We start from the raw sequence: 26,089 nt of genomic DNA, 5'->3' as shown, positions 1-26,089 counted from the left end.
CATGTTTCGCCTCTATACCGCGATATGGCGTGTCAGCGCCGGACGGCAAATCATCCTTATTCTGCTGTCATTGGCGGTGGCTGCGCTGGCGGCTGCTCCGCTTGAGTTCCAGCGCGACATCGTCAATCACCTGACATCTGATAGCATCGAAGTGGATCGCCTGCTGTTGCTGGGCACCGGGATGATGGGCGTCATCCTGTTGAGCCTCACGTTGAAATGGGTGCTCGGGTATCGCTCTGGAACGCTGGGCGAAGACATCATCCGACTGATCCGGGGACGGTTGCTTGCCCGATCAATCGATCTCAGCGAAGAGGGGCAAGACCTTCGTTCGGGCACGATGACAACGGCCGTATCCGCTGAGGCGGAAGAGCTGGGCAAGTTCGCAGGCGGTGCATTTTCTGACCCCGTGGTGCAAATCGGCACATTGATCAGCGTAATCGGCTACATCTCTTCCACCCAACCGGGGCTGGGCTTGATCGCACTTTCCATGATCGTTCCTCAGATCATTATCGTTCTGGCCTCTCAGCGAAAAGTGAACATCTTCGTGGCCGAGCGTGTTCGAATTCTGCGCAGCGCGACCGACCGCTTGACGCACGAGGATATCGAGGCGGCATCGCGAGCGATTGAGAAACAGTTCGACGAGATATTCGAGACCCGCCGCAAGATGTTCATCTGGAAACTCTCGGCCAAGTTCCTGCTGAGTGTCATCAATGGCGCAGGGACTGTTGGGATTCTGATGCTGGGCGGCTGGCTGGTGTTGCAGGGTAAAACCGATGTCGGCACCGTCGTGGCCGCGATAAGCGGTCTCGGACGCATTCAAGGCCCGACCGCTTTCTTGATCGCGTTCTACCGACAGGTCAGCGCCAATCGCATCAAGTACGAACTGATGCTGGAGCTGTTTGGAGATCATCCCGAGCGCTATCGCATTCGGACCTAAAAAAGGGCCGCAGAGCGACCCTTTTGCACCGAACCATCGTCCGCTTACGCGCGTTCGGAATATTCCATGGTCTCGGTATTCACTACGATCATCTCATCCTGCCCGATAAAAGGCGGCACCATGACCTTGACGCCATTGTCCAGAACCGCTGGCTTAAACGAGTTCGCCGCAGTTTGACCCTTCACAACCGGCTCGGTCTCGACGATCTTGCAAGTCACTTTTTGGGGCAGCGTGGCGTTCAGCGCCTCGCTTTCATAAAACTCCACTACGATGGTCATGCCGTCCTGCAGAAACGGGCGGCGCTCACCCAGCAGTTCCGAAGGCAGTTCGATCTGCTCGTAGGTCTCGGAATCCATGAACACCAGCATGCCATCGGATTCGTACAGGAACTGCTGATCCTTCTGCTCAAGGCGCACGCGTTCGACTTTGTCGGCCGAACGGAAGCGTTCGTTCAGCTTTGAGCCATTGCGCAGGTTGCGCAGCTCGACCTGGGCAAAAGCTCCGCCTTTGCCGGGCTTTACGTGATCCACTTTGACCGCCGCCCACAGTCCGTCATTATGCTCAAGCACATTGCCGGGGCGAATTTCGTTCCCATTTATCTTGGGCATGACTTAAATCCTTCACAAACGGTTGATGCGTCAGTTCTCGTCCCTATATCTGGCGTGACCACACCTGACAAGACAACGAAACCTAGTGCTGCACCTGCAGCGAGCCATGCAAATGACGCAACGCAACTATGCATTTTAGGTGTATCCGAATCGCATGTAATAGGTCATAAGGACCGTCACGCCGAAAATTGCAAGAGCAAGAAAAACAGGAAAGACGAGATGAGAGATTTCGTTGACGGCACTGCCTTTAACAACGAACAAGGCAATCGTGCACGCAAACTTTTCGCAGCCGTTGTACTGGCTGCTCTGGATGATGCCATCGCCGACGACAAGAAGTATGGCAACGGACCGGAACAAATTGCCCGTTGGGCACGTTCGCGCGATGGGCGCGAAGTACTATCGTGCGCCGGCATCGACCCCAATGAGCGGGTTGTAGGCGGGCTGATGGAATTTGTTGGTCGCGGCGTACGGACGTCTGTCGCCCTGTCCCGCGAAGAAAGCGAACGCCGGAATGCGGCTCAGCAGGCCGAAGCTGCCTGATTGTTCCCCGCATCCGATCGAAAAAACGCGCCCTGACATCGGGGCGCGTTTTTCTTTGGGCTGATTGGTCAGATCAAAAATACATGATCCATTGCCACGCCACCCAAAGCTCGGCCGCCAGTAACAGCGCAAAGAACAGTTTTGCCGAAACCGACAGGCCGCGCTGCCAAAGCACCACATAGGCGGCAATGCAAATCGTCACTGAGATCGGCGCGATCCAAGCCGCATGATGTGTGCTGTCCCAATAGCTGATCGGACTGTGAAAGACCCATGAACTGATCGGCCAGAACTGTGGTCGGCCATCGCCTGCGTGCAATAAGAAATCCATCACCAAATGAAGTATCCCTGCGGATGCGCCAATAGTCAGCAGGTGCCAGCCGCGCCACAGCCCGAGTGCAAGTGCCACTCCCCACAAAATGAACGAGTTATCGATGGCGAATACGGTTTGCCACGCGGGTGAAAAGTAAAGCTGATCAAACACCACCTGTGCCGGGATGTTCAGGATGTGCAGCGAAACGCCGGCCATCAGGTATAGCGACAAATCCGGCAACAAGGACCCAAACAGAGCTGCCCATAGCGTCGCGCCCCGGGCCGGGCGCGCAAAAACAGCAGCACCGATCAAAAGATGCGCAGGTGTATTCATATGGGGCTTTTCCTTTGGCCTTAAATCAGGTCATCTGCGCCCGAGCATAGGAGACAGGCCATGGCGCGGTCCATCATGATTCAAGGCACCGGCAGCAATGTCGGCAAATCGGTTTTGGTGGCCGGGTTGGCCCGCGCCTATACGCGACGCGGGTTGCGCGTGGCTCCGTTCAAGCCGCAGAACATGTCGAACAACGCCGCTGTTACGGAAAACGGCGGCGAAATCGGGCGCGCGCAAGCCCTGCAGGCGCGGGCGGCCAAACGACCGACGCATACGGATATGAACCCAATCCTGCTCAAACCCGAAACTGATACCGGCGCGCAGATCATTCTTCAGGGCCAGCGCGCAGGTACAATGAAGGCGGGCGATTATCGCAAGGACAAGTCTAAGCTGCTGGGGGCGGCTCTGGAAAGCTTTGAAAGGCTTTGCAGCGACGCTGATCTGGTGTTGATCGAAGGCGCGGGTAGTCCGGCAGAAACTAACCTGCGCAAGGGTGACATCGCCAATATGGGATTTGCTTGTGCCGCACAGGTTCCGGTGGTTCTGGTGGGCGACATTCATCGGGGTGGCGTGATCGCTCAGATCGTGGGGACGCAAGCCGTCTTGGAGGCCGGGGACCTTGCGATGATCCGGGGCTTTGCGATTAACCGCTTCAAGGGCGATGTCTCCCTGTTCGATGAAGGGCGCGACGATATCGCATCCCGGACCGGCTGGCCCTGTATGGGCGTGGTGCCCTGGTTCCATGACGCATGGAAGCTGCCGGCAGAAGATATGATGGACATCCGCTCTCATGCCGGAGGGGCATGCAAGATCGCTGTGCCTCAGCTTGAGCGGATGGCCAATTTCGACGATCTCGACCCGCTTTCCGCCGAACCGGGCGTTACGGTCGAGATCATCCCAGCAGGCCGCCCCCTGCCCGGAGATGCCGATCTGGTGCTGTTGCCGGGCAGCAAGTCTACAATCGGCGATCTGGCCTATTTCCGGGCGCAGGGTTGGGATATCGACCTTTATGCCCATGTCCGCCGCGGGGGTCATGTTCTGGGCCTGTGCGGGGGTTATCAGATGCTGGGCAAAACCATCTCGGACCCCGATGGCGTCGATGGACGCCCCGGTCAGGTCGAAGGGTTGGGATTGCTGGATGTCAGCACCACAATGGCCGGAGAAAAGCAGGTTATCCTGCGCTCAGCAACCGCCCTGCCCGGTCATGAACCCGTCAGCGGATATGAGATCCACATGGGCCGTACTGATGGCCCGGATTGCGCTCGGGCCTGGCTGCAGATCGAAGGTCGCCCGGAAGGTGCCGCCAGCGCCAATGGGCGCATACGCGGCAGCTATCTGCATGGGATTTTCACCTCGGACACGTTTCGCGCCAGCTATCTGGCAGAGCTGGGCGTGACATCGGAAACAGCTTACGAAGACGGCGTCGAACAAGTGCTGGACGACCTTGCTGACCATCTGGAACAGCATATGGATCTGGATCTGCTTCTCGCGATGGCGCAGACGCCACGCACCAGTTAGACCTCAGTCAACATCCGCTGCGGCGATCGCCCGCGTGATCTCACGCCGAACCATCTTGCGCAGGTTTTTCGTGATCCGTTCGCCCAGCGCGCCCTGCAGCTCTTCCCGGACGATCTGGGCGACGAGTTCGCGCAATTCCTCTTCTCCGATTGTAACATCGGTCGGCTTCTGTGCCATATCTTCCACCACCTCCGGGTCGCGAATAAATGTGGCTTCGGATTTTGGTTCAGCCGCCTGAGACTGCGCAAAAGCCCTGTCTACCGGCCATTCAACAGCCTGCGTCTTGGTGCCAGAGTAGTCATCATCGCTCTCGCCATCAGGCTCCCACTGATCCTCGGTGCGCGCGATAGCAGCTTCCAAAGCTTCAATCTTGGCGCTGAGGCTTCCCGCTAGGTCGCGCTTTGGTGCGTCTGCCTTGGCGTCGACATCACCAGCGCGCACAATATCGCTGGGTTGCAGCCGCATCGGTTCGGCAGGGTTGCTTGGCGCATTTGCGGCCTGCTTTGCGGTACTGTCACCCGCGCTATGCTGGGGCATCAGTTTCAAGGGCGCGGCCTTCTTGGCGATCAGCGGTTCATTGCTGACGCGCAGCGCATCCGTTAAAACCAACCGGCCCGGCTTGGCAGCCGGGGCCGTCGGAACAAATATGAATTCTGATTCGTCATGCGCGTCCTCGTCGACCATTCGCTTAACCGACGAAAGAACGTCCTGAATATTGGCGCTTACAACACGATCTGACATTATTTTCTACCGCTCTAACCTAGGCCCGATTGTAGCCAATCTGAGCCAGCGCCACAACAGGTAGCGATGCCCTTTAGTCGCGGCGCAATGCCTTGAGCACTCGATCCAGATCGCGGCTTTGCTTACTGACCTGCGACGGCGCCTTTTTCACAAGGTTGTAATACAGGGTCGGATCATAGATCTGCACTGCAAGACCCAAACGCTCTGCTGTCAACAGCCCCTGGGCTTGCAGCAGTTCATATGCAGCCCGCGACCGCTCGGTTCGGGATGCTACCTCGGCCAATTGCGCGTCCAGCAAATCCTGCTGGGCATTCAGGACGTCCAAGGTCGTCCGTGCACCCAACGTTGCTTCTTCACGAATACCGTCAAACGCCACCTGCGAAGCACGAACCCGTTCCGTTGACGCCCGCAGGCTTGCAGTTGCCGCCTGAAACGCAGCATAGCGATCGGCAACACCTTGTGTGATGTCTTTCTGAACGTTCAGAAGGTTGGCACGCGACGCATCACGAGTTGCCATCGCACGACGCACCGCTGCCGCCAGACCGCCACCGGAATAGATCGGCTGATTGAAGTTCAGTGAGATCGTCGCATCGTTGATGTAATCGTCATTGTCGTAGCTCTCGGTAATGCCCGCATCCGCATTCAGGCTGACATTCGGACCCAGATTTGCACGCTGCTGCTGCACGATCAGGTCCAGCGCACGCACCTGATGCTGTGCGGAAAGAATCGCAGGGTGGTTCCGCTGAGCCAAATTCACCGCATCCGCCTCTGAACGCGGCAGGTTGGGCAGCCTTGGCTGACCAGCCGTCCGCCCAGGTGTCTTGCCAACGGCGTTTACGTATTCAGCCTGAGCAATGCTCAGGTTACCACGTGCGACCGCCAAATCAGCCTGAGAGCTGGCCAATTGTGCCTCGGACAGGGCAACGTCTGTACGTGTAACCTCACCTACTTCAAAGCGATCCTGTGATGCGCGCAGTTCTTCCGCCGACACTTCCACGTTGTTCTGGCGGATCGCAACCGTCTCTTCCTGCAGCAGAACACCCAGATAGGCGTTCGCGGCTCTGATCAGGATTTGTTGTTCAATATCAATAAGAGACTGACGGGTGGATAGCACAGTTTCCTGCGCCGATTGCTTGCCAAGGATGGAAGCGCCACCGTCATAGATCAACTGGCTCAGCGTGAGACCGGAAAAAAAGCTCGAAGGCTCGCGCGTCGTGATCAAGCTGCTCGTGTTGGTGCGCGTGTAATCCCGGCTCACCCGTACGGTCCAGTTGATGATCGGACGCAGCGCTGAGAGCGCAATGGCGACATCTTCATCCGCTGCGCGTAACAAGGCACGGTTCTGCTCAAGCAGGCCGCTGGTGTTATACGCGCCGATGAATGCATCGGTCAGATTATCTGCCCAAACCGACCTTCCGGGCATCACACTTAATGCAACACCAGCAGCCAAAGTCAGGCCTTTGACCAGCTTTCCTGTCGTCGTCCCGCGCATAACTAAGTCCTCTCAAATCGAAATTACGCAACCACCAGCGCAGTTTGCGCCGGTGTTTTCAAGTAATCAAGGCATCAAAATACTTCTATTGCCAACTATAGCGAAAATGCACACTCAGCGCAAAATGCGGGCAAAATCGGTGCGCTAGCATTGAATGCAAATCGCCACGAGACACGGCCTGAGGACTTGAGACCCATACGAACCGTGCCAAGATCACCCTCCATGAACAGGCAAATGATCCGGCCCCCATCCTTGAGTTGATCCAGCAAAGTGTCTGAAAGCTGCTCGACCCCACCCTGAATCATGATCACATCGTAGGGTCCATGCTCAACCGCGCCTTGTTCAAGCGGTCCTTCATGAACAATGGCGTTGTCTACATCAGCTTCCATCAGAAGCGTCTGAGCTTCAGCCGCCAATGCCGGGTCGGATTCCACGGCCACAACCAACTCTGCCATTCGTGCGGCAATTGCGGTTGAGTAACCCAGCCCCGGCGCGATATCCAGCACCACTTCATCATTGGAAATGTTGACTGCGTCCAACATCTTAGCCAGCGTCCTGGGCTCAAGCAGACAACGTCCATCACCCAACTCGACCAGATCACCAACATAGGCTGCCTCACGTTGCGCATCCGGCACGAAATTTTCGCGCGCAACGCTCAGCATCGCATCAATGATAGGGAACTTGGTCACATCCGAGGGCCTGACCTGAGTATCAACCATCGTAAGGCGCCGGGCTGCGAAATCTGTCATGTGATCGCTCATTCCTTATCAGACTGTTATCTGGCTTTTGCCACATCCGCCTGCCTGCAGCAACGGGCCAGATTGCATTTCCGGGCGCGGCAAAAACGTACCATTGGGGTATTGTCAAATTTCCAAACAAGACAGAAATAATCGCCCTCAAGGCTATGGACGTTCAACCTGAAAGCTGATAGAACGCCCCTCACACCACGGCAAGTTATTGATATTGCTTAAAAAGGCGAGTTGGCGGAGTGGTGACGCAGCGGATTGCAAATCCGTGTACACCGGTTCGATTCCGGTACTCGCCTCCAACAAATTCAGTGGGTTGCATAGCTTTCGCTCTCCTTCTGCTCCATTTTTGAAACACGCGTTGAAACTTTCATGTTTCGATCTTGCTCTGTTCCATCCGATTTCTGGCATTCTGCGCGCGCGTAGCCAGTTCACGCTGACGCACCATCCCTCCATATTTTTTAAGCATCTCTACCCCAGAATGGCCGGTGACTGCCTTAACCATCTCGTCGTCGCTACCAGCTAGGTATAGTTCGATTGTCGCGTTTTTTCTTAGTCCGTGCGTTACATAGGTTGAAGCATCGGAATGCTTCATTCGGGCTTTTACGTCACGCATTTCTTGTGCGATGGTACGATACCTCACGGAGCGGCCTTTTGCGTCGCAGACAACATTCTCGCCGCATCTCTCAACCATCTCCAAGAAATCCTTCAAGCGGTCCGTGAGTGGGATCCACATTGGCTTGTCAGTTTTTCCCTGTTTGAAGTCATAGAAGCCATTCTCGATGTGCTCCCACTTTATCTCCAGAATGTCGCCTATGCGCTGGCCGAGGCCCAAACAAAGCTCATAGACTAACCGCGCTCGCGGAGGTGCAATTGCCTCAAACTCATCGCGTACTTCTTTGGGCCAAGGTTCCCAGCCGTCGCTTTGCTGCTTGAAAAGCGGGATACCTTTTGCGGGATTTCCGTGCTCATTCCCAAGAAAGCCAATTAAGCGTGCATGTTTCATCAAGACGACCAGGACTTGAACTAAGTAGTTGGCCTGACGCCAACGATCTGCGTTTGCCTGATGAAGCTTGTAGATATGGTGAGGTTCGACCTTCGCCGGGTCCTTTCTCCCCCAGATCTTCCGGATATGCTCAATATGTTTTCTGTAGTCTGATTGCGTCCGCGGTTTGAGTTTCTTAAACGCTTCGCTTTCAAAATAGCTAAGGATCAGAGCTTCAAATGTGCGCTGTGTTGGGGCGGGTTTCTTTCCCTTGATCAGTCGGTTGTAGTGATCCCAGAATTCAGGAGATCCAAATTCCTCTTTCATCATTACTGATTGACCACGAGGTCGGCGGATGAAGCGCAGGTAACCTCGATCTTCATAAACATATGTCGGCAAATTTTTTCTGGTCACTTGCCCATTCTCAGTTCGGTGTCGAGAAAATCATCTAGAGGCTCTGCATCAGCCATACCCGCATCAATTGTAACGCTTCCGTCTGGTTTGATTTCAAACCGCGCCCGAGACCAGCCCGCCTCACGAGCTTCTCTGAGCAATGCAGAGATCGTTTGCTTGGCGGCAGTGTAAGGACGCGAATTCGCCATCTTTAAACCCCTTAATCCTCGAGGAGAGCATCGACATGCTCTGGGAGAAGCAACATTTGCTTACCGCACATCATGAAATGACCTCGTTCGCGAGCTCGCTTCTTCATCGTCCGGACTGCAACCCGCACGCCGTGAGTTTGCCGAAGGGCATCGCACCAAGCCTCAACGGTTCGACCGCGCGACAACGCAGCAGGGAGGCTCTTTAGGGGCTCTTTATCAACTATATCGGATTCCTTACTCATCTTTCATATTCCTAGCTGTTGCCAGATCAGACCAACTAACGCATGATGTCGCCAGTATTGCACCATTATGGCACATATAGGTTTATGATACGCACAAATAACGACATTACAAGCCTTCGTAAAGAAATTGGAGCGCGCCTAGCCCAGTTCAGAGACATGTTGGGGCTCCTTCAGTCTGAATTTGCAAAGGAATTGGATTTGTCTCCGCGCAGCTATCAAAACTATGAGCTCGGAATTCGAGAGGTGCCAATTTCCGTCGTCTCAAGGTTAGTCGCGAAGTTTGGTCTTAATAGCCATTGGCTAATAACCGGTCATGGTGGACCATATTATTTAGACCCGGTAACGGCCTCACGAACGGCTCTCGAAGAAATCATTAATCTTGCATCAGGTTCGAAAATCAACCCTGATCTGAGTAAATTACCCGACATAGTTGCGATTACGGTAGAGCAAGAAACTAAGCTAAGAAGTCTCAGTGAAGACGAGATGAAAAGACTAATCAGGCTTGCCTCTAGGCCGAGCTAATCACTCGCTCAACAGTTCTTCCGCGGTTCGTCTGATCCGGGCTTCGGTCGCTAAGTGATCCCGGCTATATGCCTTTGAAATCAATCGGATAGCCCCACGCACGTCACCCGGAGATTTACCTCCCATCTCGTTAGTCTGGAACGGGGCATCCGTTTCCGTAAGGACTCGTTCAATTGGGGCAATCTCAAGCAAGTTTCGCCCTCTTGGAACCTGCAACATCTGTTCGTTGACAGAAAAGTAGCATCCCAATTCTAATGCCCGCCTGATCTCCGAACCCGAAGCGTTAAACCAATGCAGTACTGGAACACATGTGCGATACGCACCCGTCCGCTCCACGACGTCGAGCACCTGTTTGGCGGTTCGAACACTGTGAATGCTGATTACTTTGTCGCCGAGCCTCGCGGAGAGTTCCATAACGCGTTCGAAGACGAGCTTTTGACGTTCGAAGGATGTATAGAACCGGCGACCGGCATCCAGGCCAACCTCACCTATGTACTTGGTCGAGGGCGCGAGCTCTTCAAAAAGGGAAAGTTCCGAAGCTCTCTCGGCGACAAGCTGCGGGTGCAATCCAAGGGCCGCCCGCACGAAGCGGCCATTGCGCGCCATGTCGTCGTTTCGAGTAAACGCTTTAGGTGTCGTCGTGACCGCGAGTGTCAGGCACCGCGTGGCCTCACACCTCGCATATTCCGCCCGCATGTTCTTACAGAGATCGAGATGGCAATGAAAGTCGACCGGACCGGACCAATCTAAATCAGACATGTTTTGCTCTCACGCCCTTAAGGATCTCTGATACTTCATTCATGCCTCGACGATATACATCTACATAGGCAGCTAAATCATCGCGATCTAGGGGACCCGGTTTTTGCACGAGGAACCTTGCCCGGGCCGGATTTTGTCTCAGGTTCTCCGCCGCAAACATGAAGGACCTGATGTTCTTCCCGTCCGCCGATTTCGAGTCCAAAACGCCACTCTTCAAGTCATCAAGAAAGTATTTCGTGGTATCCGCTTCATCGAGCCCGGCGGCAAGTGATGCTCGGCGGATCAGGCACGGGACACAGCGTCCGCAGTGCTGGGGCGGCGCGCTCTCGAAACGGACCTGCGCGGGGTGGGAACACGACATTGAAGCAGGTGCGAGTTTGGTAAGCAGATCGCGATCAAAACACTCCCTGGCCATCTCTCCCTTCGTCTTGAAACGATAAGGGTTTTCGAGCGTTACGTCGATGCCCAGAGCCTTGACCAGTTTGGACATCGACCCGATGAAATGCGGATGGGCTGTCCGTGTGCTAAGTGACCCGAGCCGATGGGCATCCATTGGCACGTTGAGCGCGATTAAACCATTCTCGGGGATAAGCACGTTGTTCGTTGAGGCGACGGCATCGGCCGCTACCACAGCGAGGCTGTAGAAAAGGAAAGAGCGCGCCCTCTGGTTGTTGTCACTTCCGGCTTCAGCAAAGTCCGACTTCCGGAAACCGATATAGGCTCGGACAGATTCGAACGCGCCGTCGTGCCGTTCCTTTAATACCTCGAGCAGCTGTCGTTGTGCGCTGGATGCCTCTCCATCCCAGTAATGGCTGACTAGGAGCGGTCGCCGTCCTGAGGCGAGTAGATCAATCGCTCCGATGAGACTGTCCAATCCGCCCGAGAACAAGCTAACTTCTGTGAAGTCAGTAAGATCCATCTCTTCGGGCTGCTTCGTGAAGGATTGGAAGTCATCCGGTCGATGGCGAAACGTGAAACTCCAATGATCGCCGGTCAAGAATTGCAACATCCGGGACAGATGGTCGTGCTGGAGTCGCCAGAGCTCCGGTTCCGCCACGGGAACGCTGAGATCAATCATGCGCGTCCAGCCGTCATCAGCGTACCGGTCTCGCGAGACGCCAGTGTCGGCCGCATACACCGCAGTCGCTACGATCATAAGATCGACAGCAGACTCGCATGGTCTCGCACCTAACTTGAAGAGCCGGTCCAGCAACTGGCCCAACCCCCTGTCGAGATCACCGAAACTGTCGATCATATCGATGGTGATATCTGCCGTGTCCTCAGCTGGTTCCTCGTCGCCGCGCCCCAATCGTACAAAAATGCTCCGTCTCATTGCATAGTCTCCAGAACTGCCCCGAGCATGTCGAAGGTATCGGCATAGACCTCGGAAATGCTTCTGTCGATTTCGGATTGTGTTGGACGCGATCCAACATCGAGCCTGCTACCAAGCGCGTCCCTGACCCGCCCTTGCGTAAAATCTCGCGTTATCCGCTCTGCCTCCCGAAAATCAGCGTCGGATGCGGATCCGTGCAACGCGTTCGTCCCAATCTCGTTTAGGACCTTGGTCACCACACTGCGGGTGATCACGTCACATAGGAATTCATCGAGTTGATCTGCTGTAAGCTCATCAAACGCACCGGGATCATCTTCTGCGACCTCCGCGATAGCTTCGAGCATCGCGTCACGGGCAATTGATTCATCGATTGTCCCGCCGTCGGGACAGATGACCTCCGCTACGGCTTCTAGGACCTCTGCGGCGGGACGGCCCGCAAGGCCTTGAAGATCAAATTGGGCGAGCGCCGCCTCGGCGCCTTCATTCGCGACCGCACTTGCGAGCCCAGCTATACCGGATGCCACCCGAGTAGAGTTCGGCATTCGCCGTGCAGCCCCGGCACCACCCCCTGCGGCGCTGACGTAACCCTTTAACGCCCGTCCGAGCGACTTGCTCCCGCCTCCGTTCGTGAATCGGGTGAACTGGCCACGAGGATAGGTGAATGTTCCACCGCTAGGTGCTACGGCGGGCGGTGTCTGCGCTACTCCGCTATCTTCGCCCTCATCCGGCGTTGGGTTTTCGAATTCAGAGCCGTTAGTTGCATCCTGATCAGACCCATCTTCACCATCACCCATTCCCGGGTCTACGCCGTCGACCCAATCCGGAACGAGACCGGACGTTGGTCCACCGTATGAACTCGACGTTCCCATTATCCTACCCCCTTCCCTCGGGTACTTCGTCCGCCACCCGCAGCGAGCTGGAGAGGTTTGTTCTCATCAAGTTTGGCCCAGCCCTCCTTGAGTTTGGCGAACTCGCGCTTGGCCTCCGCCCCAGTGAAGACCTTGTCCCAACCCGTGGCTGCCCAAGGCCCCAACTGACCGCTTGGAAGGTCAGCGAGAAGGCGAACAGTCGGGGTTTGGAGACTGGCGGATATTTTGCAAAGCTCAGCAAGGCCTTCGATGCCATTAGGTCGCCTCTTAAGGTCCGTTGCCGCCCGGATCCTAGCAGCCACAACATCAAATATTTGCTCAATCTCTCCAGGCGTGAGCTTCGCAATTTCCACAGCAGCAGCGCGCGCACCCAAGGTGCTACCGCAGAGCTTCTCGATCCAATCCTCTTTCAGCGCGAGGTTGGAACCTGCGGTGAATAGCGCCTTACGATCTCGGGAAACGAATAAATACGGGCGCAAATCCTCATCTGCGAGGGCTGGAGAGACCAGAGCCCATCGTCTCACCCATTCACTCGTAAGAAGGTCATCTTCCGGGGTTTTCTCCGATTGAGCCCGGCCCTTGCCAGTGGTCAGTTTTTCGGTTTTCTCGGGCTCCGAGTCGTCGTTTCGCAACGCTTGTTCGAGTGTAGCGACGGTTTTTGAGGAGCCGCTGACGGCGGCCTCGGCTTCGAGGCGCTCAAAGAAATCGGCTTTAAAGCGCTCTGCGAGCATCAGTTTGGCGAGGACTGCGGAGTTAACTTCGTCTCCAATCCCACGTGCGTCTGCTATCGCGAGACGAAGGTTGAGCGCGTTTAGAAATCTCTTGATCTGCCTCGGATTGCCTTGAGCGCCTTCGGCCAGTGGCAACGCGAGTTGATCGGCGAGAATGAGCGCGTTTTCCAGTTCTGCCGAGACCGAACCGAGACGCTCTTCGATCATACCACGACTCAGCCCGTTCCCGTCCCAAGGGCGTCTCAACGCCTCACGCCCAATTTCGAGTAATGAAACGAACTGAACCGAACCGGAGTCGAGTGAGCTTCCGGCCACGAGGAGGGTCAGATAAATCTTGGTTTCGACGTATCCAAGTGGAGGCAGGCGGAACGGTACCTGGATGAGTTTTTCAAGGTAATTCCGGGCGTAAGTCGACGGGCCAGACGAGAGTGGTAAATCAGGGAAATGGGACCTAACGGCGTATTCGATCATCCCCTCGTCGGCTGCAATGACAAAGGCCGCCCCTGGCACAAATAGAAAGAGGCGTATCGCCTCAAGCGTCTCGATTGCGGTCGCGGGAAGGCATCGGTCCAGATCATCAACGACGACGACCAGGCGATCTATATCCGCGGCCGCGAGCAGATCCTCAAATTCTGACCTGAAGGCATGGATTTGGGCGGGCAAGGTTTCGGCATCAGGGTCGTTGAGACAATCTGTGACATTCCTGATGTACCCTGACACATCGCCAACAGTCAGATCTCCGCCGTCGGCCAGGAGTTTTTTCCCCTGTTCCATGATTCCGCTGAGCATGTCAGGGGACGGGATACCGGTGAACCCGGTCAGCGCGAGACCGCCCGCCTTGGACGCGACCTTCATAAAATCGACGCGCTTCAGCAATTTTTTGGATGCGTCCTTCAGCTTGGTGGTGAGCGCCCGGTCCCGCAGCAATTGCTCAACGATCGTTTCGATTACGACGGTCTTCGCATCTTCGAGGCCCTGAAATAGCCATCCGTTGAACCGGATGACTGATGTGCGATCGTCGTCGGAGAACGCATCCTCCAGCATTAGCAAAACGCTCGACTTTCCTGCACCCCAATCCCCGTGGACGCCGACCGTGAGAGGCTCGGCCCCCGAGTCTCTGATCACCTTCGCAACTGTCGCGGAGACAGCTTCTGAATAGATCATGTCAACGGCGGTCTCGTTATCTGGAATAATCATAAAATTTCATTTCCGTGTTATGTCGTAGTTTAAAAAATTGTAGCTTTCGTGCCGTTGGCCCACATGTCACTGACTGGTGCGTTAGTCGTATCCCTGCAAGTTTTCATGATCATCGGTCGTAGCTACTCGTTCATATATCATCTCAGCAAATCTCGAACTGGGACGAACGCCAGATTGGTTTCGGCGGCACGGCGTAGCTTTTCGTCAAGCACGTCGATTAATGAGAGTCGGTTATGAACGACCTGATGCAGATCGAGCCCATCGGCGCAGATAATATTTGTGCGCCGACCAGTCCCGAATGCCTTCAGGCCATCCTCGGAAAAACCCGAATTACTGATGAAGAGCCCGCGCGTCCACGTTGCCTTGCCCGAGACCTTTCCCGAAAAGGTTAGCAGATCGGATTGTCCCGTGAGGCCTGCCTGCCATTTGGCTTCGACGAGGTAAGTCTCCCCATGCAGCTTGAAGCTTCCATCTATCTGTTCGCCTGTCAGCTTGAAAGGTGCCCGTGGTGTCAGACCATAAGCCTCGAAAAGCTCATTGAGAAAGCGCTCATATTCATAGCCACGCCGCTGAGGCGGGTGTTCAAATAGGCCAATCAAGCGAGCCGATAGCGCCTGCGCCAATTCGTCCGAAAGCTTAGTGACCTTCGACGCCGCCTTCGTCTCCGGCTCAGACTGGTCTCCGGGCAGTGTTTCAAGAAACGCGGGATCGTTCAACTCTGGCACTTTTAACGACAAACGCAATAGCAGCACGTTCAATCCATCTATCTCCGCCCGGGTTAGAGGCTCTCCTTTGCCTCTGCGCCAAGTCATCGATTGTCGGACGATCGCAAGCATCAATGGGCTAAACTTGTGACGCCGTTGACTGAGGATTGAGGACAACATTAGGACAATCGCCGGGCGCTTGCTCCCACCGGTCCAGTGGTCTTCGCATTGGACTTGTGCGGCCGCCAATGGGAATGCTGTCCGGGAGTTTCCGCTCCCGGGCAAGAAGTTGTAGAGTAGGTCTGCGAGATCTTCCACGCATTGTTCCTCGACGAAATTCATGAGCGAATCCAATGGCATAATAAAGAAGCAGCTAACATGTTCTCGCTGAACGCTCCTGTAATCCTTCGCAATCTGACTTTCACTAGTTGCCTTTCCCTCCCATCAACTCTCGGGACAGTGCCCTCTGCAAAGTGCTGCGGTTCACACCGAGGAGTTCTGCCATCCCGGAAACGGTCTCACGTTTCGCTTCGATAGCGGTTTTCGCGTGAAAGATTTGTGCGGCGGTCAGGGCGGGTGGTCGGCCCAACCGTTTGCCGCGCTTTCTCGCAGCTCGAAGACCTGCCTTGGTCCGCTCTTGGATCAAATCACGCTCAAACTCAGCCAATGCGCCCATGATATGAAACACAAGCCTTCCACCTGCGGTCGTCGTGTCGATTCCGTCTGTCAGGCTGCGGAATTCGATACCAATATCCCCGAAAAGTTTCAGAAGGTGGATCAGGTCGGCGATGGACCGCCCTACCCTGTCTAGCTTCCAGACCACCAGAAGATCGCCCTCGCCCAATAGTTCCATCACCTCTGAAAAACCCGCGCGAGATTCTGCCACTTTCGCGCCGCTTTGCGCTTTGTCGGTGATGATACGGTCGCACCCGGCCTCGGTCAGCGCCTCGATCTGTAGATCAAGGCTCTGTTCTTCCGTGGAGACCCGTGCATAACCGATTTTCATAGAATCGTTTTGCACGAGGTTTTTGCGGCGGTCCAGTACAATTGGAATCAATGACTTAGCAGAAACAGGAAAAGTGCCGCAAAAAGGGTCCTTTTCGCCTCACCCCGAACAATGTTAGCCGTTTGCTGTGCTGAACACGAACTCGAAAGATGCGGACAAAGCCGCCATCTGGTCAAAGTCTGCTTTGGCAATTTCAAGAAGTTGAGGGCTCTTGAAACAAGGTGTCCAAAATCGGGCAGTCTGGTACATCGCCGCGGCTGCACTCTGACGCCATCTTTTTCAGCGCATCTTCCAACCGGCGCAGGGCCAGGATTTTCTCTTTGACCGAGGCTAAGTGGTTTATCGTCATGCTGTGAACCTCGCCGCAGGTGAAGTCACGCCGATCCACCATTTCCAGCAATGCGCGGATTTCTTCGATGCTAAATCCAATCTCCCGAGAACGCTTGATGAAGGATAGGCGCTTGAGTTGATCGTGGTTGTATTGACGATTGCCGCCCGCCGTTCTGTCCGGCTTTGGCATGATCTCAATTCGCTCGTAGTAGCGGATAGTCTCGATGTTTACTCCTGTGTGCTTCGACATTGCCCCGATTGGGTAGCCTCTCGCGTTCGTGAACTCAGACATCGAAAAAACCCCTTGTTTCTGTAGTTGCTACAGATCGTATCTTGCATCTCGAAACTTGAAAAGCGAGTCCGTGAATGACTGACGTAATTGAAGTCGACCAGAAACAGGTCGATCCCGAAACCCGAAAAACGCGTATGATTGCGGCTGGGGGTATCCTTGGTGCACTTGCCGCATCAACCTGTTGCGTTGTGCCATTGATCCTTTTCAGCCTCGGTATTTCCGGGGCGTGGATCGGCAATTTGACCGCCCTTGAGCCTTACAAGCCTGTCTTCGTAGTCGTTACACTTGGTTTCCTCGGTTACGGCTTCTGGATGGTTTACCGCAAACCCAAGGCCTGCGCCGAGGGCGAGGTCTGCGCGCGACCACTTCCTAATCGGCTGGTAAAGTCCGCGCTCTGGGTATCGACAGGTCTGATCTTGATTGCGTTGTTCTGGAACTGGATAGCGCCGGTCGTCGCCCCCATTCTTCTTGGTCTTTGAAAGGAACATCCATGAAACTCTACACCCCCGTCTTGGCTCTGATCAGTTTGGTAGCCACCGCACCTGCCTTTGCGGCAGAGCAAACCGTGACATTCTCGGTGCCTGGTATGCACTGCCCGAGTTGTCCTTTTATTGTTGAATCTGCGATGGGCAGCGTCGAAGGCGTCACCCAAGTGACGGCAGATTCTGAGGCGCTGACGGCAGAAGTTGTCTTTGACGATGCTGTTGCGAGCGCTGAGGATATTGCGCGCGCATCTGCCGCTGCCGGATATAAGGCCGATCTCGTCACCGCTTCGTCCGGTTCTTGAGCGCTTCCTATGAAGGACGGTTCAACAGGTGGCATCCTCGCATTCTTGATTGCGGCTCCTGTTGTCGTCATCTGTTGCGGCGGACACGCGGCTCTACTTGCCTCCATGTTGAGCGGTGCCATAGGCGCAGCAAACGGCCTTGATGTACTCACTGCCCTGTTGATCGCCGTTGGAACGGGCGTGTTCATCCTTGCCATTCGAACGGTCCTTCGAAGCCGCAGGGTCAGCGACACTGAAGATCGAAAAACTGAGGAAACCACGTGAGCAATAGACTTCTCAAAACGGGTATTATCGGTACGATCATCGCGGCACTCTGCTGCTTCACACCTTTGCTCGTTGGGCTACTCGGTGTCGTCGGTCTCTCCGCAGTCGTCGGCTATCTTGACTACGTGCTGATGCCTGCGCTTGCGGTGTTCATCCTGATTACAATCTACGCGCTGATCCGTCGCGCCCGAAATACGAACTCCTGAAAGGCAGTATTATGTCTGACTGTTGCTCCCCTGAAAATTCTGAAACTGCCGAATTTGACCTCGTTGTCATCGGCGCAGGGTCTGCCGGTTTTTCCGCTGCGATCACGGCAGCGGATGAAGGCGCGCGTGTCGCGCTGATTGGGTACGGCACGATTGGAGGCACATGCGTAAATGTCGGCTGTGTGCCATCCAAAGCAATGATCCGTGCCGTCGAAACACTGCACAGTGCAAAAGCAGCCAGTCGCTTTGATGGTGTTGAAGCATCTGGACAGATCACCGACTGGAAAGCGCTAATCGCTCAGAAACAGGCGTTGGTGGATGATCTGCGGGCTGCAAAATACGTAGATGTGCTGCCTAACTATGAGGCCGTGACGTATATCGAAGGCCAGGCTGTCTTTCAGGAAGACGGTTCTGTTCAGGTTGGTGAGCGCAACCTGAAACCCGCAAAGGTTATTGTTGCAACCGGATCATCCCAGCATGTGCCTGAGATTTCTGGTCTGGCTGAAATTGAATGGCTGGACAGCACGTCCGCTTTGCAACTCGATGAAAGGCCCGCGTCTTTGATGGTTATGGGCGGCGGCTACATTGGTGTCGAGATTGCACAGGTCTTTGCACGGGCCGGAGCCAATGTGACAATTGTGACGCGTCGCGGGCTGTTGCCCGAAGCTGAACCCGAAATCAGCGCGGCGCTCACGGAAGCCTTTGTTGGCGAAGCCATTACGGTTCTCGATGGTCTGTCCTATGACCGCTTTGAAACCGCCGACAACGGAGTACGGTTGCATGCCATCCGAAACGGCCAGCCAGTGACAGTTGATGCAGAAAAATTGATGCTGGCGACGGGTCGTGTGCCAAACACCGGATCGCTGGCGCTCGATGTTGTCGGGATCGCAACGGATGCAAGAGGTGGGATTGTAGTGGACCCTGCGATGACCAGTTCCCGTGAAGGCGTATACGCGGCGGGCGATGTGACCGGAATTGACCAGTTTGTCTACATGGCGGCCTATGGGGCAAAGTTAGCCGCAAAGAATGCTATGAACGGCAACTCGTTGAGCTATGACAACGGCGTCATGCCGTCTGTTGTTTTCTCTGACCCTCAAGTTGCCAGCGTTGGGGCGACCGAGGCGCAAGCCGTTGCCCAAGGCTACGAAGTCATCACTTCCGTATTGGGACTTGAGCACGTCCCGCGCGCACTTGCGGCGCGCGACACCCGTGGCGTTATCAAGCTGGTGGCAGATAAGCAGACCAAAAAACTGCTGGGTGCTCACATCATCGCACCTGAAGGAGCGGATACGATCCAGACCGCGGCAATGGCCCTGAAAATGGGAATGACTTACGATGATCTGGGAGACATGATCTTTCCCTACCTCACAACTGTCGAGGGGCTTAAGTTGGCAGCGCAGACGTTCGAAAAGGATGTAGCAAAGCTGTCCTGCTGCGCCGGATAATGGCTCCTTTTGATCGCAGCCCCTATCTGGACTGGTCAGACGTGACTGATCCAGTCGCGGATAATGCGCTGCGATGCCTTTTGACAGTAGATCGGATGCGTGAACGGTGGTTCGGCCTTTCGGAAGAAACACGTTCTGTTCACGGGATAATTCTTGAAAGCTTTGTCCAGCGCGCTCGACCACCAACGCCCCAAGACCTGTCAGTGTTGGGAATACCAGAGTTCCAGGTCAAGGAAGTGTTGGAGGAGCTGGATCGTCGCGACCTGATAGTGTTTCGGCGGGGCGCAATCAATTCTGCCTATCCATTTTCGGCGAGCGAGACGCGGCACACTGTAGAAGCAGATGCAGTAAGAAATTGGACCGTTTGTGCAATTGACGCGCTCGGAACTGCGGCAATGCTTGGAAAAGCTGCTACCGTCCGGTCAAGCTGCCCAATCTGTGGCGAGAATCTGCAAATCCACGTGACCAAAGACGGACTATCGGCCTACGAGATCACCCCTTCGCGCGTGGTTGTTTGGGCGGGTGTTGCAGAAACAGACGGATGTGCTGCCGAGACGCAGTGTCGGTCCATGCTGGCTTTTTGCTCTATGGATCATCTTGAGGAATGGAAACCCGAGAGCGCAGCAGGATTTCGACTTTCACCGAGACAGGCAATTCAAGTCGGGGCTGCCATTTTCAAACCGTTTTTGTGAATGGTAACTTGGCCAGATTTTGCTGTTAGTCGGTTTGCCATGAGCCGCAATTCTACCTATTTCGACAGGCCGGAGATGATGTCTGATATGTTAGCAAACTACGCGAAGCCGACATTCGCTACGTAGCAGATTTTGGCAGGTCTGGGCTCGTTCAAGACTTTAGCTGCAAAGCGTTCGGATCGCGGCAAGGCGGACGAAGCAGTCGTTGGTAGTCACTTACCCTAGCTTTGTAAGAATAAGACCGTCAGGGCCGTTTGAAATTTGTCCAGGAACATGGACCAAATCACCAACCTCAAAATAAAGCACTAGGTTGAATAGTTTGCCAATGCATGCTCGACTGAGATTACTTTGTTAGCAACCGATATGACCCTGCTATGCCAGACCTTACAATCGATCTTTCGGATGAGCTTCACGAGCGCATAAATCAAGTTGCCAAGGCGGAAGTAACAGATGCGGAAACTCTGGTTAGTCAGATAATTGCTCTGAAAGTTGGCTACAATCCGTCTACACGGGAACAGCCAATTTCAACGGGTTTTATTATGAGACAGACAGATGATGTGCTGTCGGTTGCCAAAAAAGAACCCATCTTCTTCATCGATTCTGAAAAACGGGAATTTGTTCTGGTGTCCGAAGAACACTTTAGTCAATCATCAACACACAACACATCCGACGAACAAAAATAAGAGGGGGCTGTCTGCCCCCGCACCTGACGGCGCTCCCCCGAGGATGTATGAAGGAAGATGAATGTGCAGGTATTTATTCCCTCACACATTAGGCGCAGCTGCCGCTGATGGCCTAGTTGCGCTTGCTATTTTTCTTCCACTTGAGACGAAGAATTAGGTAAAATGTCAGTCTTTGGCTCGAAGGTTGATTGCTCTCTTTCAACCGACCAGATGACAACAGGCTTGTTTCCACTCTTCGCTATCGCCAAGGCTTCATGTGCACCTCGGATGAGGCTTTGACCAATTTTTCCCATTCCCAATTCCTCATCTGCTCGCACCACGGAAAACAAATGGCCTCGTCCTGTAAATACTGCCAAATGAATACATACCTCTTTGTTGCGGGAGGTCCAAGACGGCAAGCAACACTGGATCGATCTGACTCAAAAGGACTAACGGGTGAGTCGATCGGCCCGTTCTTTCATTCTTAGCAGTTTAGCGCCTGTGCCACTACTTTGCGGATCTGATTTGCGAGTGGTCGCATCACTAGCAGATAAAGTTCCTCGCTCCATGTTTCGGTGGATGACATCTGGTTTTGACCGAATGCCAGTTTGTGGCGGCCGTGTCATACGTTGCCCTATTCCTCCCGCAAACGACCCCACGATACCGGCGTTGATGTCACCCGAAAGAGTTCGCACAATAGTCGGGATAAACCAAATCATCGCCAGCGATAGCGAAATAAGTGCAAGAAAGGGAATGGCAGCACCGATATTGGGTGTATCTCCAGCGCCACCCAGGGCGCTCTGCATCACCCGCATAAGGCCGAAAATCACTGAAAAAACACCAGCGATCACCACGGGGTAGAACGACCAACTTACAAGAGCCGAGAGCCAACGCTGGAAGTAGTCCTGGGTTATCCTGAACATCGACATCATGATCATTGCTGGTGCGATGCCGATCAACATCGTTACCATCATTTTGGCTAGCACCAGCACGAGCGCCGCCGCACCGCCAAGAACTGAAAGCAGCACAGTAAGAACCACGCTCAAAACTGCTCCTGTCATCCAATTTAGGTTCGACCCGATTTCATTGGCATAGTCGGCAAGATCATCAATCATCTGATCGAAACGATCGGCGAAATACCCAGCACCTGAGCCATTATCGCCAGTTATCGACCCGATCAGCATTCCAGCGACGTTATCAAGCCCATCAAAGATTAGGCCACTGACATAGTTGAAATTCACCCAATTGAAGGCAAAAGCATTGATCAATGCAATTTTGAACAGAAGGGGATAGACCTCGCTGGCGACCATCGGCTTGATCTGCAAGGCTACGTTGATGAACAACGTAATCATGGCGAACGTGGCGACGACAAGGATCACTGTTCCAAGGCCGCCTGCTACAGCAGCAAACTGAGAGGCCGCTACGGTTTCGAGACCTTGGTCGGCTGCATCTACAATGAAACTGACAACCCCCATCACTCAATCTCCCCGCAAAGATGTTGCACGGCTTCGCGAAGATCTGAGATTACCGGAAAATATTCGGTATCCACCCAATCATCATAAGCGCTTGATTTTCCTTCTGAAAACCCCAATGATTGGTAATCACCCTCTATGACAGACCAATCCGGCCGCAAAGTCGCGCAATCGCAGCTCTGATCCTTCAACGACGCGCCATAGCGATGGATATCATAGAGTTTGTCAGCGGCAATCGAACGCCAGGCATCTCGGAATGTGATAAACGTCAGATGTTCTGGACGCTGCAAGATCTGACATCCGAAGCGATCAACTTTAAGGCCCTCATTCTTGAACTGGGGCTGTGGGGCATCGGCAAATGCGATTGATGCCGCACAAACGAAGCAAGTCAGAAATAATCTCAATATCATAAAGTTACTCCTCTGTTGCCTGTTGCTTGTTGCCTGTTGCCTGTTGCCTGTTGCCTGTTGCCTGTTGCCTGTTGCCTGTTGCCTGTTGCCTGTTGAAGGTGCCGTGTTCTTTGTTCCTTGCAACATGTTGCTTGTTCCCTGTTCCCAGCAGATCAGTGACGAAGGCCATGAAGTTCCTCCTCATTTTGGTGGCTTAAAGTGTCGTGAGTTGCTTCTGAGCTCTCTTTACGTGCTCCATGCTGTCTTTCAGCTTCGGCGAGTTCTGCTCCGTGCCTGAGGCATCCTGCATCCAGCCGTTTAAGGCTTCGACCAATGAGATCTGTGATCTGAGCAACGCGATCACTGAGTTGCGCAAACAATCCACTTCTTCCTCGAGGCCTTTCCTCGAATTGACCAATTCCCTCACTGATGCCTCGGAGGTTTTCGTCAACCGCTCGACGTAGCTCAGCAATTCGCGTTCTAACGGTGTCAGACCATCCATTGCTCAGTCCTCGCTGATTTTCAGGCAGCTCACTGCCTGACCTGCGAGCGTACATCTGGTCAGCACCGCATTGTTGCTTGTTGGGATCAAATAGGTCGCTTCTGGTCGTTCGATTTTCCTGACACCCATTGACGCCATCGATGGCGTCAACCAAGTCAACACCGACCAAGTGGCCGTCGACGAGCTGATCATCAGACAACAGGCCACCAACACCGGCCAGATCATCGCTCTCGCTTCCGAGTGTGCTTTGTTCGCGCTCTGCCTCAGCAGGTGTTTCCTCACCCGCAGAAGATACCCTTCTGTATCGGTCTTGATTATAGCCAGCGCGCCTTCGGCAGTGGCTTTCAAATCGCTCCTGAAGCTCATCAATTGAGAATCTATCAAGGCGGCGTTCTCTGTTCTGATCCGCTCTATATCCTCGTTCAGTTTCTCGCTCAGACGTTGTTTCGGCACGCCAGTCTTCATGAAAAATCACTCCTTTCAGCCGAAACCGCTCTTCGGTATCGGGGTCTTTGACGGTCAGATAGTTTTTTCCCGCACGGGGCACCTCGAAGCCCGCATCTTTCAGAACAGCAATCATCTCAGCTCGATCATCGATCAGGCCCATAGAAATCTGATCACTAATCCAGGCATGTAGCCCGTCGCGCCCGGCGGCGCGGTCCGGGGCCTCCGCCACCGACTTGACCTCGGCCGCTCGCTCCAAATCCATGGGATCGGCCCAGCCATAGGTCTTATTCATCAGGTCGCGCAGACTGTCGAAGGCACGCTCATAGCCGGGTGGAGCGATGTTTAAACTGCGCCCGCTGTGCAGCTCCATACGCGGTGTGCAGAAATGCAGCTCAACACGATCTTCGTGAGTGTGTCGCACCCAAAGGCAGGCGTAACGATCGACATCAAGGCTGGCGAAAGCGATCTCCTCGAAACGATCGATCACCTCCTGCTGCTGTTCTTCGGTCGGGGCATCTTCGCGAGCGAAGCTTACAACGCCGGCGCGGTAGGACCATTTGTGCGGGCAGGCATCGATTAGGTCGATCATGCCCTGGGGATCGCCGCGCACGATTTCCGGCAAGGGCTCACGGGTCACGGACATGGGCCGCCCCGAGGCATCGCGGATCAGGTCGCGGTTGTCGTCATAGGCAAGCACCGTGCGGGCTGTCAGATACTGGACAGGACCCACGCCGCTGCCTTTGCCGTTGGGGAAAAATTTGATCAGCATCAGGACGGTCTCCTGTGCTGAGCTACAATTTCCGCCAACCGCCGCTCGATGCCTACCAAGGCCGCTGCCACACGCAGAGCATCGACCTCTCTGGCTGAGCCCGCGCGGGTTACGGTATTAAGCCAACGCGAAATCTGGTTGAGGTTCCCGCCGTAGCGGGACACAGCCAGAATAAGCGCTGGATCGACATGGGGCGCGGGTTTGCGCCGCTTCGGAGTCGCACCGGTGGCAAGCTGTCGAAGCATGGCAGACATCGACAGCCCGAGATCCACCGCCGCCTGTCGGATCAGCGCCTTTTCATCGGAGGAGCAATAAAAGAACACCGCTTCTTGCTTCTCTGAGGAGACCGCGCCCTGCGTGGTCTGGTTGGGGTTCGAAGGGGAGGCTCGCCGCCCCTCGCAAGGTCCCGGTTCGCAGGTCGCAGACCTAGAATTGGGTCGCCTTGCTCTTTGCTCAAACTGCATGGTGAAGCTCATGCTTTGATGATGTTAACAAGGTCCAGCGTTCGGTGATGAGCCAGTTTCGCCACATTGGCCAATCATCTTTGTTGGTCGGAGGGAACCTGCTAGGAAGCCAGTAGCCGCGTTCGCCGTTTACAACGGTTTCCGGAAGAACCCGATCGATCCATCTTGCAAACATTCGTTCGGTGAACTGCTCCCATTGGCGGCAACCGAAAGATTGGCGCGAAACGAAAACAGCTCGCGAAACACACTCGCGCGCCGAGCCGGATGGCCCTCCATTCGGCAGATCCGGTTCAAGCGCGGGGATTTGTTCTGTAGATTGTTCTATCGTTATATAGGAAAGATCACCCATGCGCCTTTTGTCTGTAACAGGTGAACCCTTTCGCCCTCCCGAAAGGCTCACCGATGCATCCTTTTTCTTCGAGCGAAACGGGATGATCTTTGCAGGAGCGCGAAGGTCATATTCTGTGTGATTACCGGCCCCGCGCCCTTCCGAACGGAACAGCCAGCCGAACTCGACAAGCTGCTTCAGGCAGCGTTTGATGGTAGCGAGCGACATTCCCGCCAGGAACTCGTTCAGAGTCTTTAGCGAAGGGTTCAACTGCCCCGTCTTGTCATTCGCAAATTGAACGGAGAGAGCAGAGGCAACTGCTTTAGTTGATGAATTAAGGTCTGCACACTGCAAAACAGCCTTCAACCATTCAAAGCGATTAAGCTTAGGCATGTGCGCCTCCCGCGATTGCGGTGGCACACGGTAACGTGCTATGATTTGCTGAAAGCGATGAGGCTTTGAAAATTTGGGCTCCGATCACAGTTGCCGCTGTGACGGAGCCTTTTTCTTTTGTTGCACTTAAGCAGTGCAATTCCGCATTTGAAACATTCGCGGTCTGTTCGCAATATGTCCCGGGGCAATTTGAAACACTAACTCGATGTTTTTCATTGCGTTTTAACCGGATTGCAAATCCGTGTACACCGGTTCGATTCCGGTACTCGCCTCCAATTCACTCTAGATCATTGACTTAGGGCGAGTACGTTGTCCGCCTTGTGCGCATTTTCCTGGAAAACGACAACACGCTACGCCAGTCCCACCTGCGCCAGCTATTTCGGCACTTCACCAAAATTCTCCGGCTCCTGTACTACGCAGTTCTAGACGGTGTTGGCTGCAAAGCGAAGGCGCTGACGACAAACTATGTCGC

Annotated in this window: 32 protein-coding genes and 2 tRNA genes; 14 read left to right on the top strand and 20 right to left on the bottom strand. The window is 54.6% G+C overall.

Features of this window, described 5'->3' with window-relative positions:
* The first annotated feature begins 1 nt into the window (after position 1).
* Complete coding sequence (locus AC2TEM_RS12630) at positions 2–937, top strand: ABC transporter transmembrane domain-containing protein (protein WP_170420966.1); 936 nt, start codon at positions 2–4, stop codon at positions 935–937.
* A 44-nt stretch (positions 938–981) separates the two neighbouring features.
* Here the strand turns inward: AC2TEM_RS12630 and efp are convergent, their stop codons facing one another.
* Positions 982–1,545 (bottom strand): elongation factor P, encoded by a 564-nt coding sequence (gene efp, locus AC2TEM_RS12625; protein WP_170391801.1) that lies wholly within the window; start codon positions 1,543–1,545, stop codon positions 982–984.
* Positions 1,546–1,764: 219 nt separating this feature from the next.
* On the opposite strand from efp, the gene AC2TEM_RS12620 reads away from it, so the two are divergent.
* Positions 1,765–2,085 carry a DUF6280 family protein gene (locus AC2TEM_RS12620; RefSeq protein WP_008757056.1) on the top strand — a complete coding sequence of 107 codons (321 nt, stop codon included), beginning with the start codon at positions 1,765–1,767 and terminating at the stop codon, positions 2,083–2,085.
* Positions 2,086–2,158: 73 nt separating this feature from the next.
* Here AC2TEM_RS12620 and AC2TEM_RS12615 read toward each other — a convergent pair whose 3' ends face one another.
* Entirely contained in the window at positions 2,159–2,728 is a 570-nt protein-coding gene (locus AC2TEM_RS12615) for a cobalamin biosynthesis protein CobQ (RefSeq protein ID WP_170391803.1), read from the bottom strand.
* A 60-nt stretch (positions 2,729–2,788) separates the two neighbouring features.
* Here AC2TEM_RS12615 and AC2TEM_RS12610 point away from each other — a divergent pair, with 60 nt between their 5' ends.
* The gene (locus AC2TEM_RS12610) at positions 2,789–4,246 is read left to right on the top strand and encodes a cobyric acid synthase (RefSeq protein ID WP_170420964.1); all 1,458 of its coding nucleotides are present in this window, start codon (positions 2,789–2,791) and stop codon (positions 4,244–4,246) included.
* 3 nt (positions 4,247–4,249) lie between these two features.
* Here AC2TEM_RS12610 and AC2TEM_RS12605 read toward each other — a convergent pair whose 3' ends face one another.
* The 3 genes from AC2TEM_RS12605 to AC2TEM_RS12595 form a co-directional block, all read right to left on the bottom strand.
* Positions 4,250–4,987 (bottom strand): hypothetical protein, encoded by a 738-nt coding sequence (locus AC2TEM_RS12605; protein ID WP_170420962.1) that lies wholly within the window; start codon positions 4,985–4,987, stop codon positions 4,250–4,252.
* 73 nt (positions 4,988–5,060) lie between these two features.
* On the bottom strand, positions 5,061–6,479 hold the full coding sequence (locus tag AC2TEM_RS12600) for a TolC family outer membrane protein (protein WP_170391809.1): 1,419 nt from the start codon (positions 6,477–6,479) through the stop codon (positions 5,061–5,063).
* A 95-nt stretch (positions 6,480–6,574) separates the two neighbouring features.
* Complete coding sequence (locus AC2TEM_RS12595; protein ID WP_170401191.1) at positions 6,575–7,228, bottom strand: protein-L-isoaspartate O-methyltransferase family protein; 654 nt, start codon at positions 7,226–7,228, stop codon at positions 6,575–6,577.
* A gap of 225 nt (positions 7,229–7,453) precedes the next feature.
* Between AC2TEM_RS12595 and AC2TEM_RS12590 the strand changes: the two genes are divergently transcribed.
* A tRNA-Cys gene (locus AC2TEM_RS12590) sits at positions 7,454–7,527 on the top strand.
* 68 nt (positions 7,528–7,595) lie between these two features.
* Here AC2TEM_RS12590 and AC2TEM_RS12585 read toward each other — a convergent pair.
* Together AC2TEM_RS12585 and AC2TEM_RS12580 are read right to left on the bottom strand one after the other, a co-directional pair.
* The gene (locus AC2TEM_RS12585) at positions 7,596–8,624 is read right to left on the bottom strand and encodes a site-specific integrase (RefSeq protein ID WP_480856228.1); all 1,029 of its coding nucleotides are present in this window, start codon (positions 8,622–8,624) and stop codon (positions 7,596–7,598) included.
* Entirely contained in the window at positions 8,621–8,812 is a 192-nt protein-coding gene (locus AC2TEM_RS12580; protein WP_480856227.1) for a hypothetical protein, read from the bottom strand. Before AC2TEM_RS12580 ends, AC2TEM_RS12585 begins: the two co-directional genes overlap by 4 nt.
* 284 nt (positions 8,813–9,096) lie before the next feature.
* Here AC2TEM_RS12580 and AC2TEM_RS12575 point away from each other — a divergent pair, with 284 nt between their 5' ends.
* Positions 9,097–9,576 (top strand): helix-turn-helix domain-containing protein, encoded by a 480-nt coding sequence (locus tag AC2TEM_RS12575; RefSeq protein ID WP_480856226.1) that lies wholly within the window; start codon positions 9,097–9,099, stop codon positions 9,574–9,576.
* Here AC2TEM_RS12575 and qatD read toward each other — a convergent pair whose 3' ends face one another.
* The 7 genes from qatD to AC2TEM_RS12540 form a co-directional block, all read right to left on the bottom strand.
* Positions 9,577–10,335 carry a Qat anti-phage system TatD family nuclease QatD gene (gene qatD / locus AC2TEM_RS12570; protein ID WP_480856225.1) on the bottom strand — a complete coding sequence of 253 codons (759 nt, stop codon included), beginning with the start codon at positions 10,333–10,335 and terminating at the stop codon, positions 9,577–9,579.
* Entirely contained in the window at positions 10,328–11,668 is a 1,341-nt protein-coding gene (gene qatC, locus AC2TEM_RS12565) for a Qat anti-phage system QueC-like protein QatC (protein ID WP_480856224.1), read from the bottom strand. The genes qatD and qatC overlap by 8 nt, the downstream gene beginning before the upstream one ends.
* Complete coding sequence (gene qatB / locus AC2TEM_RS12560; RefSeq protein ID WP_480856223.1) at positions 11,665–12,537, bottom strand: Qat anti-phage system associated protein QatB; 873 nt, start codon at positions 12,535–12,537, stop codon at positions 11,665–11,667. The genes qatC and qatB overlap by 4 nt, the downstream gene beginning before the upstream one ends.
* Positions 12,537–14,465 carry a Qat anti-phage system ATPase QatA gene (gene qatA / locus AC2TEM_RS12555; protein WP_480856222.1) on the bottom strand — a complete coding sequence of 643 codons (1,929 nt, stop codon included), beginning with the start codon at positions 14,463–14,465 and terminating at the stop codon, positions 12,537–12,539. Before qatA ends, qatB begins: the two co-directional genes overlap by 1 nt.
* A 137-nt stretch (positions 14,466–14,602) precedes the next feature.
* A complete protein-coding gene (locus AC2TEM_RS12550) occupies positions 14,603–15,277 on the bottom strand; it encodes a restriction endonuclease (protein ID WP_480856220.1) in 675 nt (224 codons plus the stop codon).
* Between the two features lie 316 nt (positions 15,278–15,593).
* A complete protein-coding gene (locus AC2TEM_RS12545; RefSeq protein ID WP_480856219.1) occupies positions 15,594–16,175 on the bottom strand; it encodes a recombinase family protein in 582 nt (193 codons plus the stop codon).
* A 193-nt stretch (positions 16,176–16,368) separates the two neighbouring features.
* Positions 16,369–16,797: a MerR family transcriptional regulator gene (locus AC2TEM_RS12540; protein ID WP_480793277.1), complete on the bottom strand. Its 429-nt coding sequence runs from the start codon at positions 16,795–16,797 to the stop codon at positions 16,369–16,371.
* Positions 16,798–16,871: 74 nt separating this feature from the next.
* Between AC2TEM_RS12540 and AC2TEM_RS12535 the strand changes: the two genes are divergently transcribed.
* The 7 genes from AC2TEM_RS12535 to AC2TEM_RS12505 all read left to right on the top strand — a co-directional run bounded on the left by AC2TEM_RS12535 (position 16,872) and on the right by AC2TEM_RS12505 (position 20,874).
* The gene (locus AC2TEM_RS12535; RefSeq protein ID WP_480856218.1) at positions 16,872–17,276 is read left to right on the top strand and encodes a mercuric transporter MerT family protein; all 405 of its coding nucleotides are present in this window, start codon (positions 16,872–16,874) and stop codon (positions 17,274–17,276) included.
* A gap of 11 nt (positions 17,277–17,287) precedes the next feature.
* Positions 17,288–17,584, top strand: coding sequence for a heavy-metal-associated domain-containing protein (locus AC2TEM_RS12530; protein WP_480856217.1), 297 nt, complete (start codon positions 17,288–17,290; stop codon positions 17,582–17,584).
* A 9-nt stretch (positions 17,585–17,593) separates the two neighbouring features.
* Positions 17,594–17,848, top strand: coding sequence for a hypothetical protein (locus AC2TEM_RS12525; RefSeq protein ID WP_480856216.1), 255 nt, complete (start codon positions 17,594–17,596; stop codon positions 17,846–17,848).
* Positions 17,845–18,054: a mercury resistance system transport protein MerF gene (merF, locus tag AC2TEM_RS12520; protein WP_480793273.1), complete on the top strand. Its 210-nt coding sequence runs from the start codon at positions 17,845–17,847 to the stop codon at positions 18,052–18,054. Before AC2TEM_RS12525 ends, merF begins: the two co-directional genes overlap by 4 nt.
* 11 nt (positions 18,055–18,065) lie before the next feature.
* Positions 18,066–19,499 carry a mercury(II) reductase gene (gene merA, locus AC2TEM_RS12515; RefSeq protein ID WP_480856215.1) on the top strand — a complete coding sequence of 478 codons (1,434 nt, stop codon included), beginning with the start codon at positions 18,066–18,068 and terminating at the stop codon, positions 19,497–19,499.
* A complete protein-coding gene (locus AC2TEM_RS12510) occupies positions 19,499–20,191 on the top strand; it encodes an alkylmercury lyase family protein (protein ID WP_480856214.1) in 693 nt (230 codons plus the stop codon). Before merA ends, AC2TEM_RS12510 begins: the two co-directional genes overlap by 1 nt.
* A 374-nt stretch (positions 20,192–20,565) precedes the next feature.
* Positions 20,566–20,874, top strand: a complete 309-nt coding sequence (locus tag AC2TEM_RS12505; RefSeq protein ID WP_480856213.1) for a hypothetical protein — start codon at positions 20,566–20,568, stop codon at positions 20,872–20,874.
* A 125-nt stretch (positions 20,875–20,999) separates the two neighbouring features.
* Here AC2TEM_RS12505 and AC2TEM_RS12500 read toward each other — a convergent pair whose 3' ends face one another.
* Entirely contained in the window at positions 21,000–21,230 is a 231-nt protein-coding gene (locus AC2TEM_RS12500) for a hypothetical protein (RefSeq protein ID WP_480856212.1), read from the bottom strand.
* A gap of 72 nt (positions 21,231–21,302) precedes the next feature.
* Entirely contained in the window at positions 21,303–22,328 is a 1,026-nt protein-coding gene (locus tag AC2TEM_RS12495; protein ID WP_480856211.1) for a TrbL/VirB6 family protein, read from the bottom strand.
* A 203-nt stretch (positions 22,329–22,531) separates the two neighbouring features.
* On the opposite strand from AC2TEM_RS12495, the gene AC2TEM_RS12490 reads away from it, so the two are divergent.
* On the top strand, positions 22,532–22,693 hold the full coding sequence (locus AC2TEM_RS12490; protein ID WP_480856210.1) for a hypothetical protein: 162 nt from the start codon (positions 22,532–22,534) through the stop codon (positions 22,691–22,693).
* A 46-nt stretch (positions 22,694–22,739) separates the two neighbouring features.
* Here AC2TEM_RS12490 and AC2TEM_RS12485 read toward each other — a convergent pair whose 3' ends face one another.
* From AC2TEM_RS12485 to AC2TEM_RS12470, 4 genes are all read right to left on the bottom strand, one after another.
* The gene (locus AC2TEM_RS12485; RefSeq protein WP_480856209.1) at positions 22,740–22,904 is read right to left on the bottom strand and encodes a hypothetical protein; all 165 of its coding nucleotides are present in this window, start codon (positions 22,902–22,904) and stop codon (positions 22,740–22,742) included.
* Complete coding sequence (locus AC2TEM_RS12480) at positions 22,888–24,306, bottom strand: relaxase family protein (RefSeq protein WP_480856208.1); 1,419 nt, start codon at positions 24,304–24,306, stop codon at positions 22,888–22,890. Before AC2TEM_RS12480 ends, AC2TEM_RS12485 begins: the two co-directional genes overlap by 17 nt.
* A gap of 125 nt (positions 24,307–24,431) precedes the next feature.
* Positions 24,432–24,755 carry a plasmid mobilization protein gene (locus AC2TEM_RS12475; protein ID WP_480856207.1) on the bottom strand — a complete coding sequence of 108 codons (324 nt, stop codon included), beginning with the start codon at positions 24,753–24,755 and terminating at the stop codon, positions 24,432–24,434.
* A 130-nt stretch (positions 24,756–24,885) separates the two neighbouring features.
* Positions 24,886–25,617 (bottom strand): helix-turn-helix domain-containing protein, encoded by a 732-nt coding sequence (locus AC2TEM_RS12470; RefSeq protein ID WP_480856206.1) that lies wholly within the window; start codon positions 25,615–25,617, stop codon positions 24,886–24,888.
* Positions 25,618–25,800: 183 nt separating this feature from the next.
* Between AC2TEM_RS12470 and AC2TEM_RS12465 the strand changes: the two genes are divergently transcribed.
* Positions 25,801–25,892, top strand: a tRNA-Cys gene (locus AC2TEM_RS12465).
* The last annotated feature ends 197 nt before the right edge of the window (positions 25,893–26,089 follow it).

Source organism: Ruegeria sp. HKCCD3925 (genome assembly GCF_057221175.1).
The sequence above is the reverse complement of the archived record's forward strand: the minus strand, read 5'-3'. Positions and strand labels throughout refer to the sequence as shown.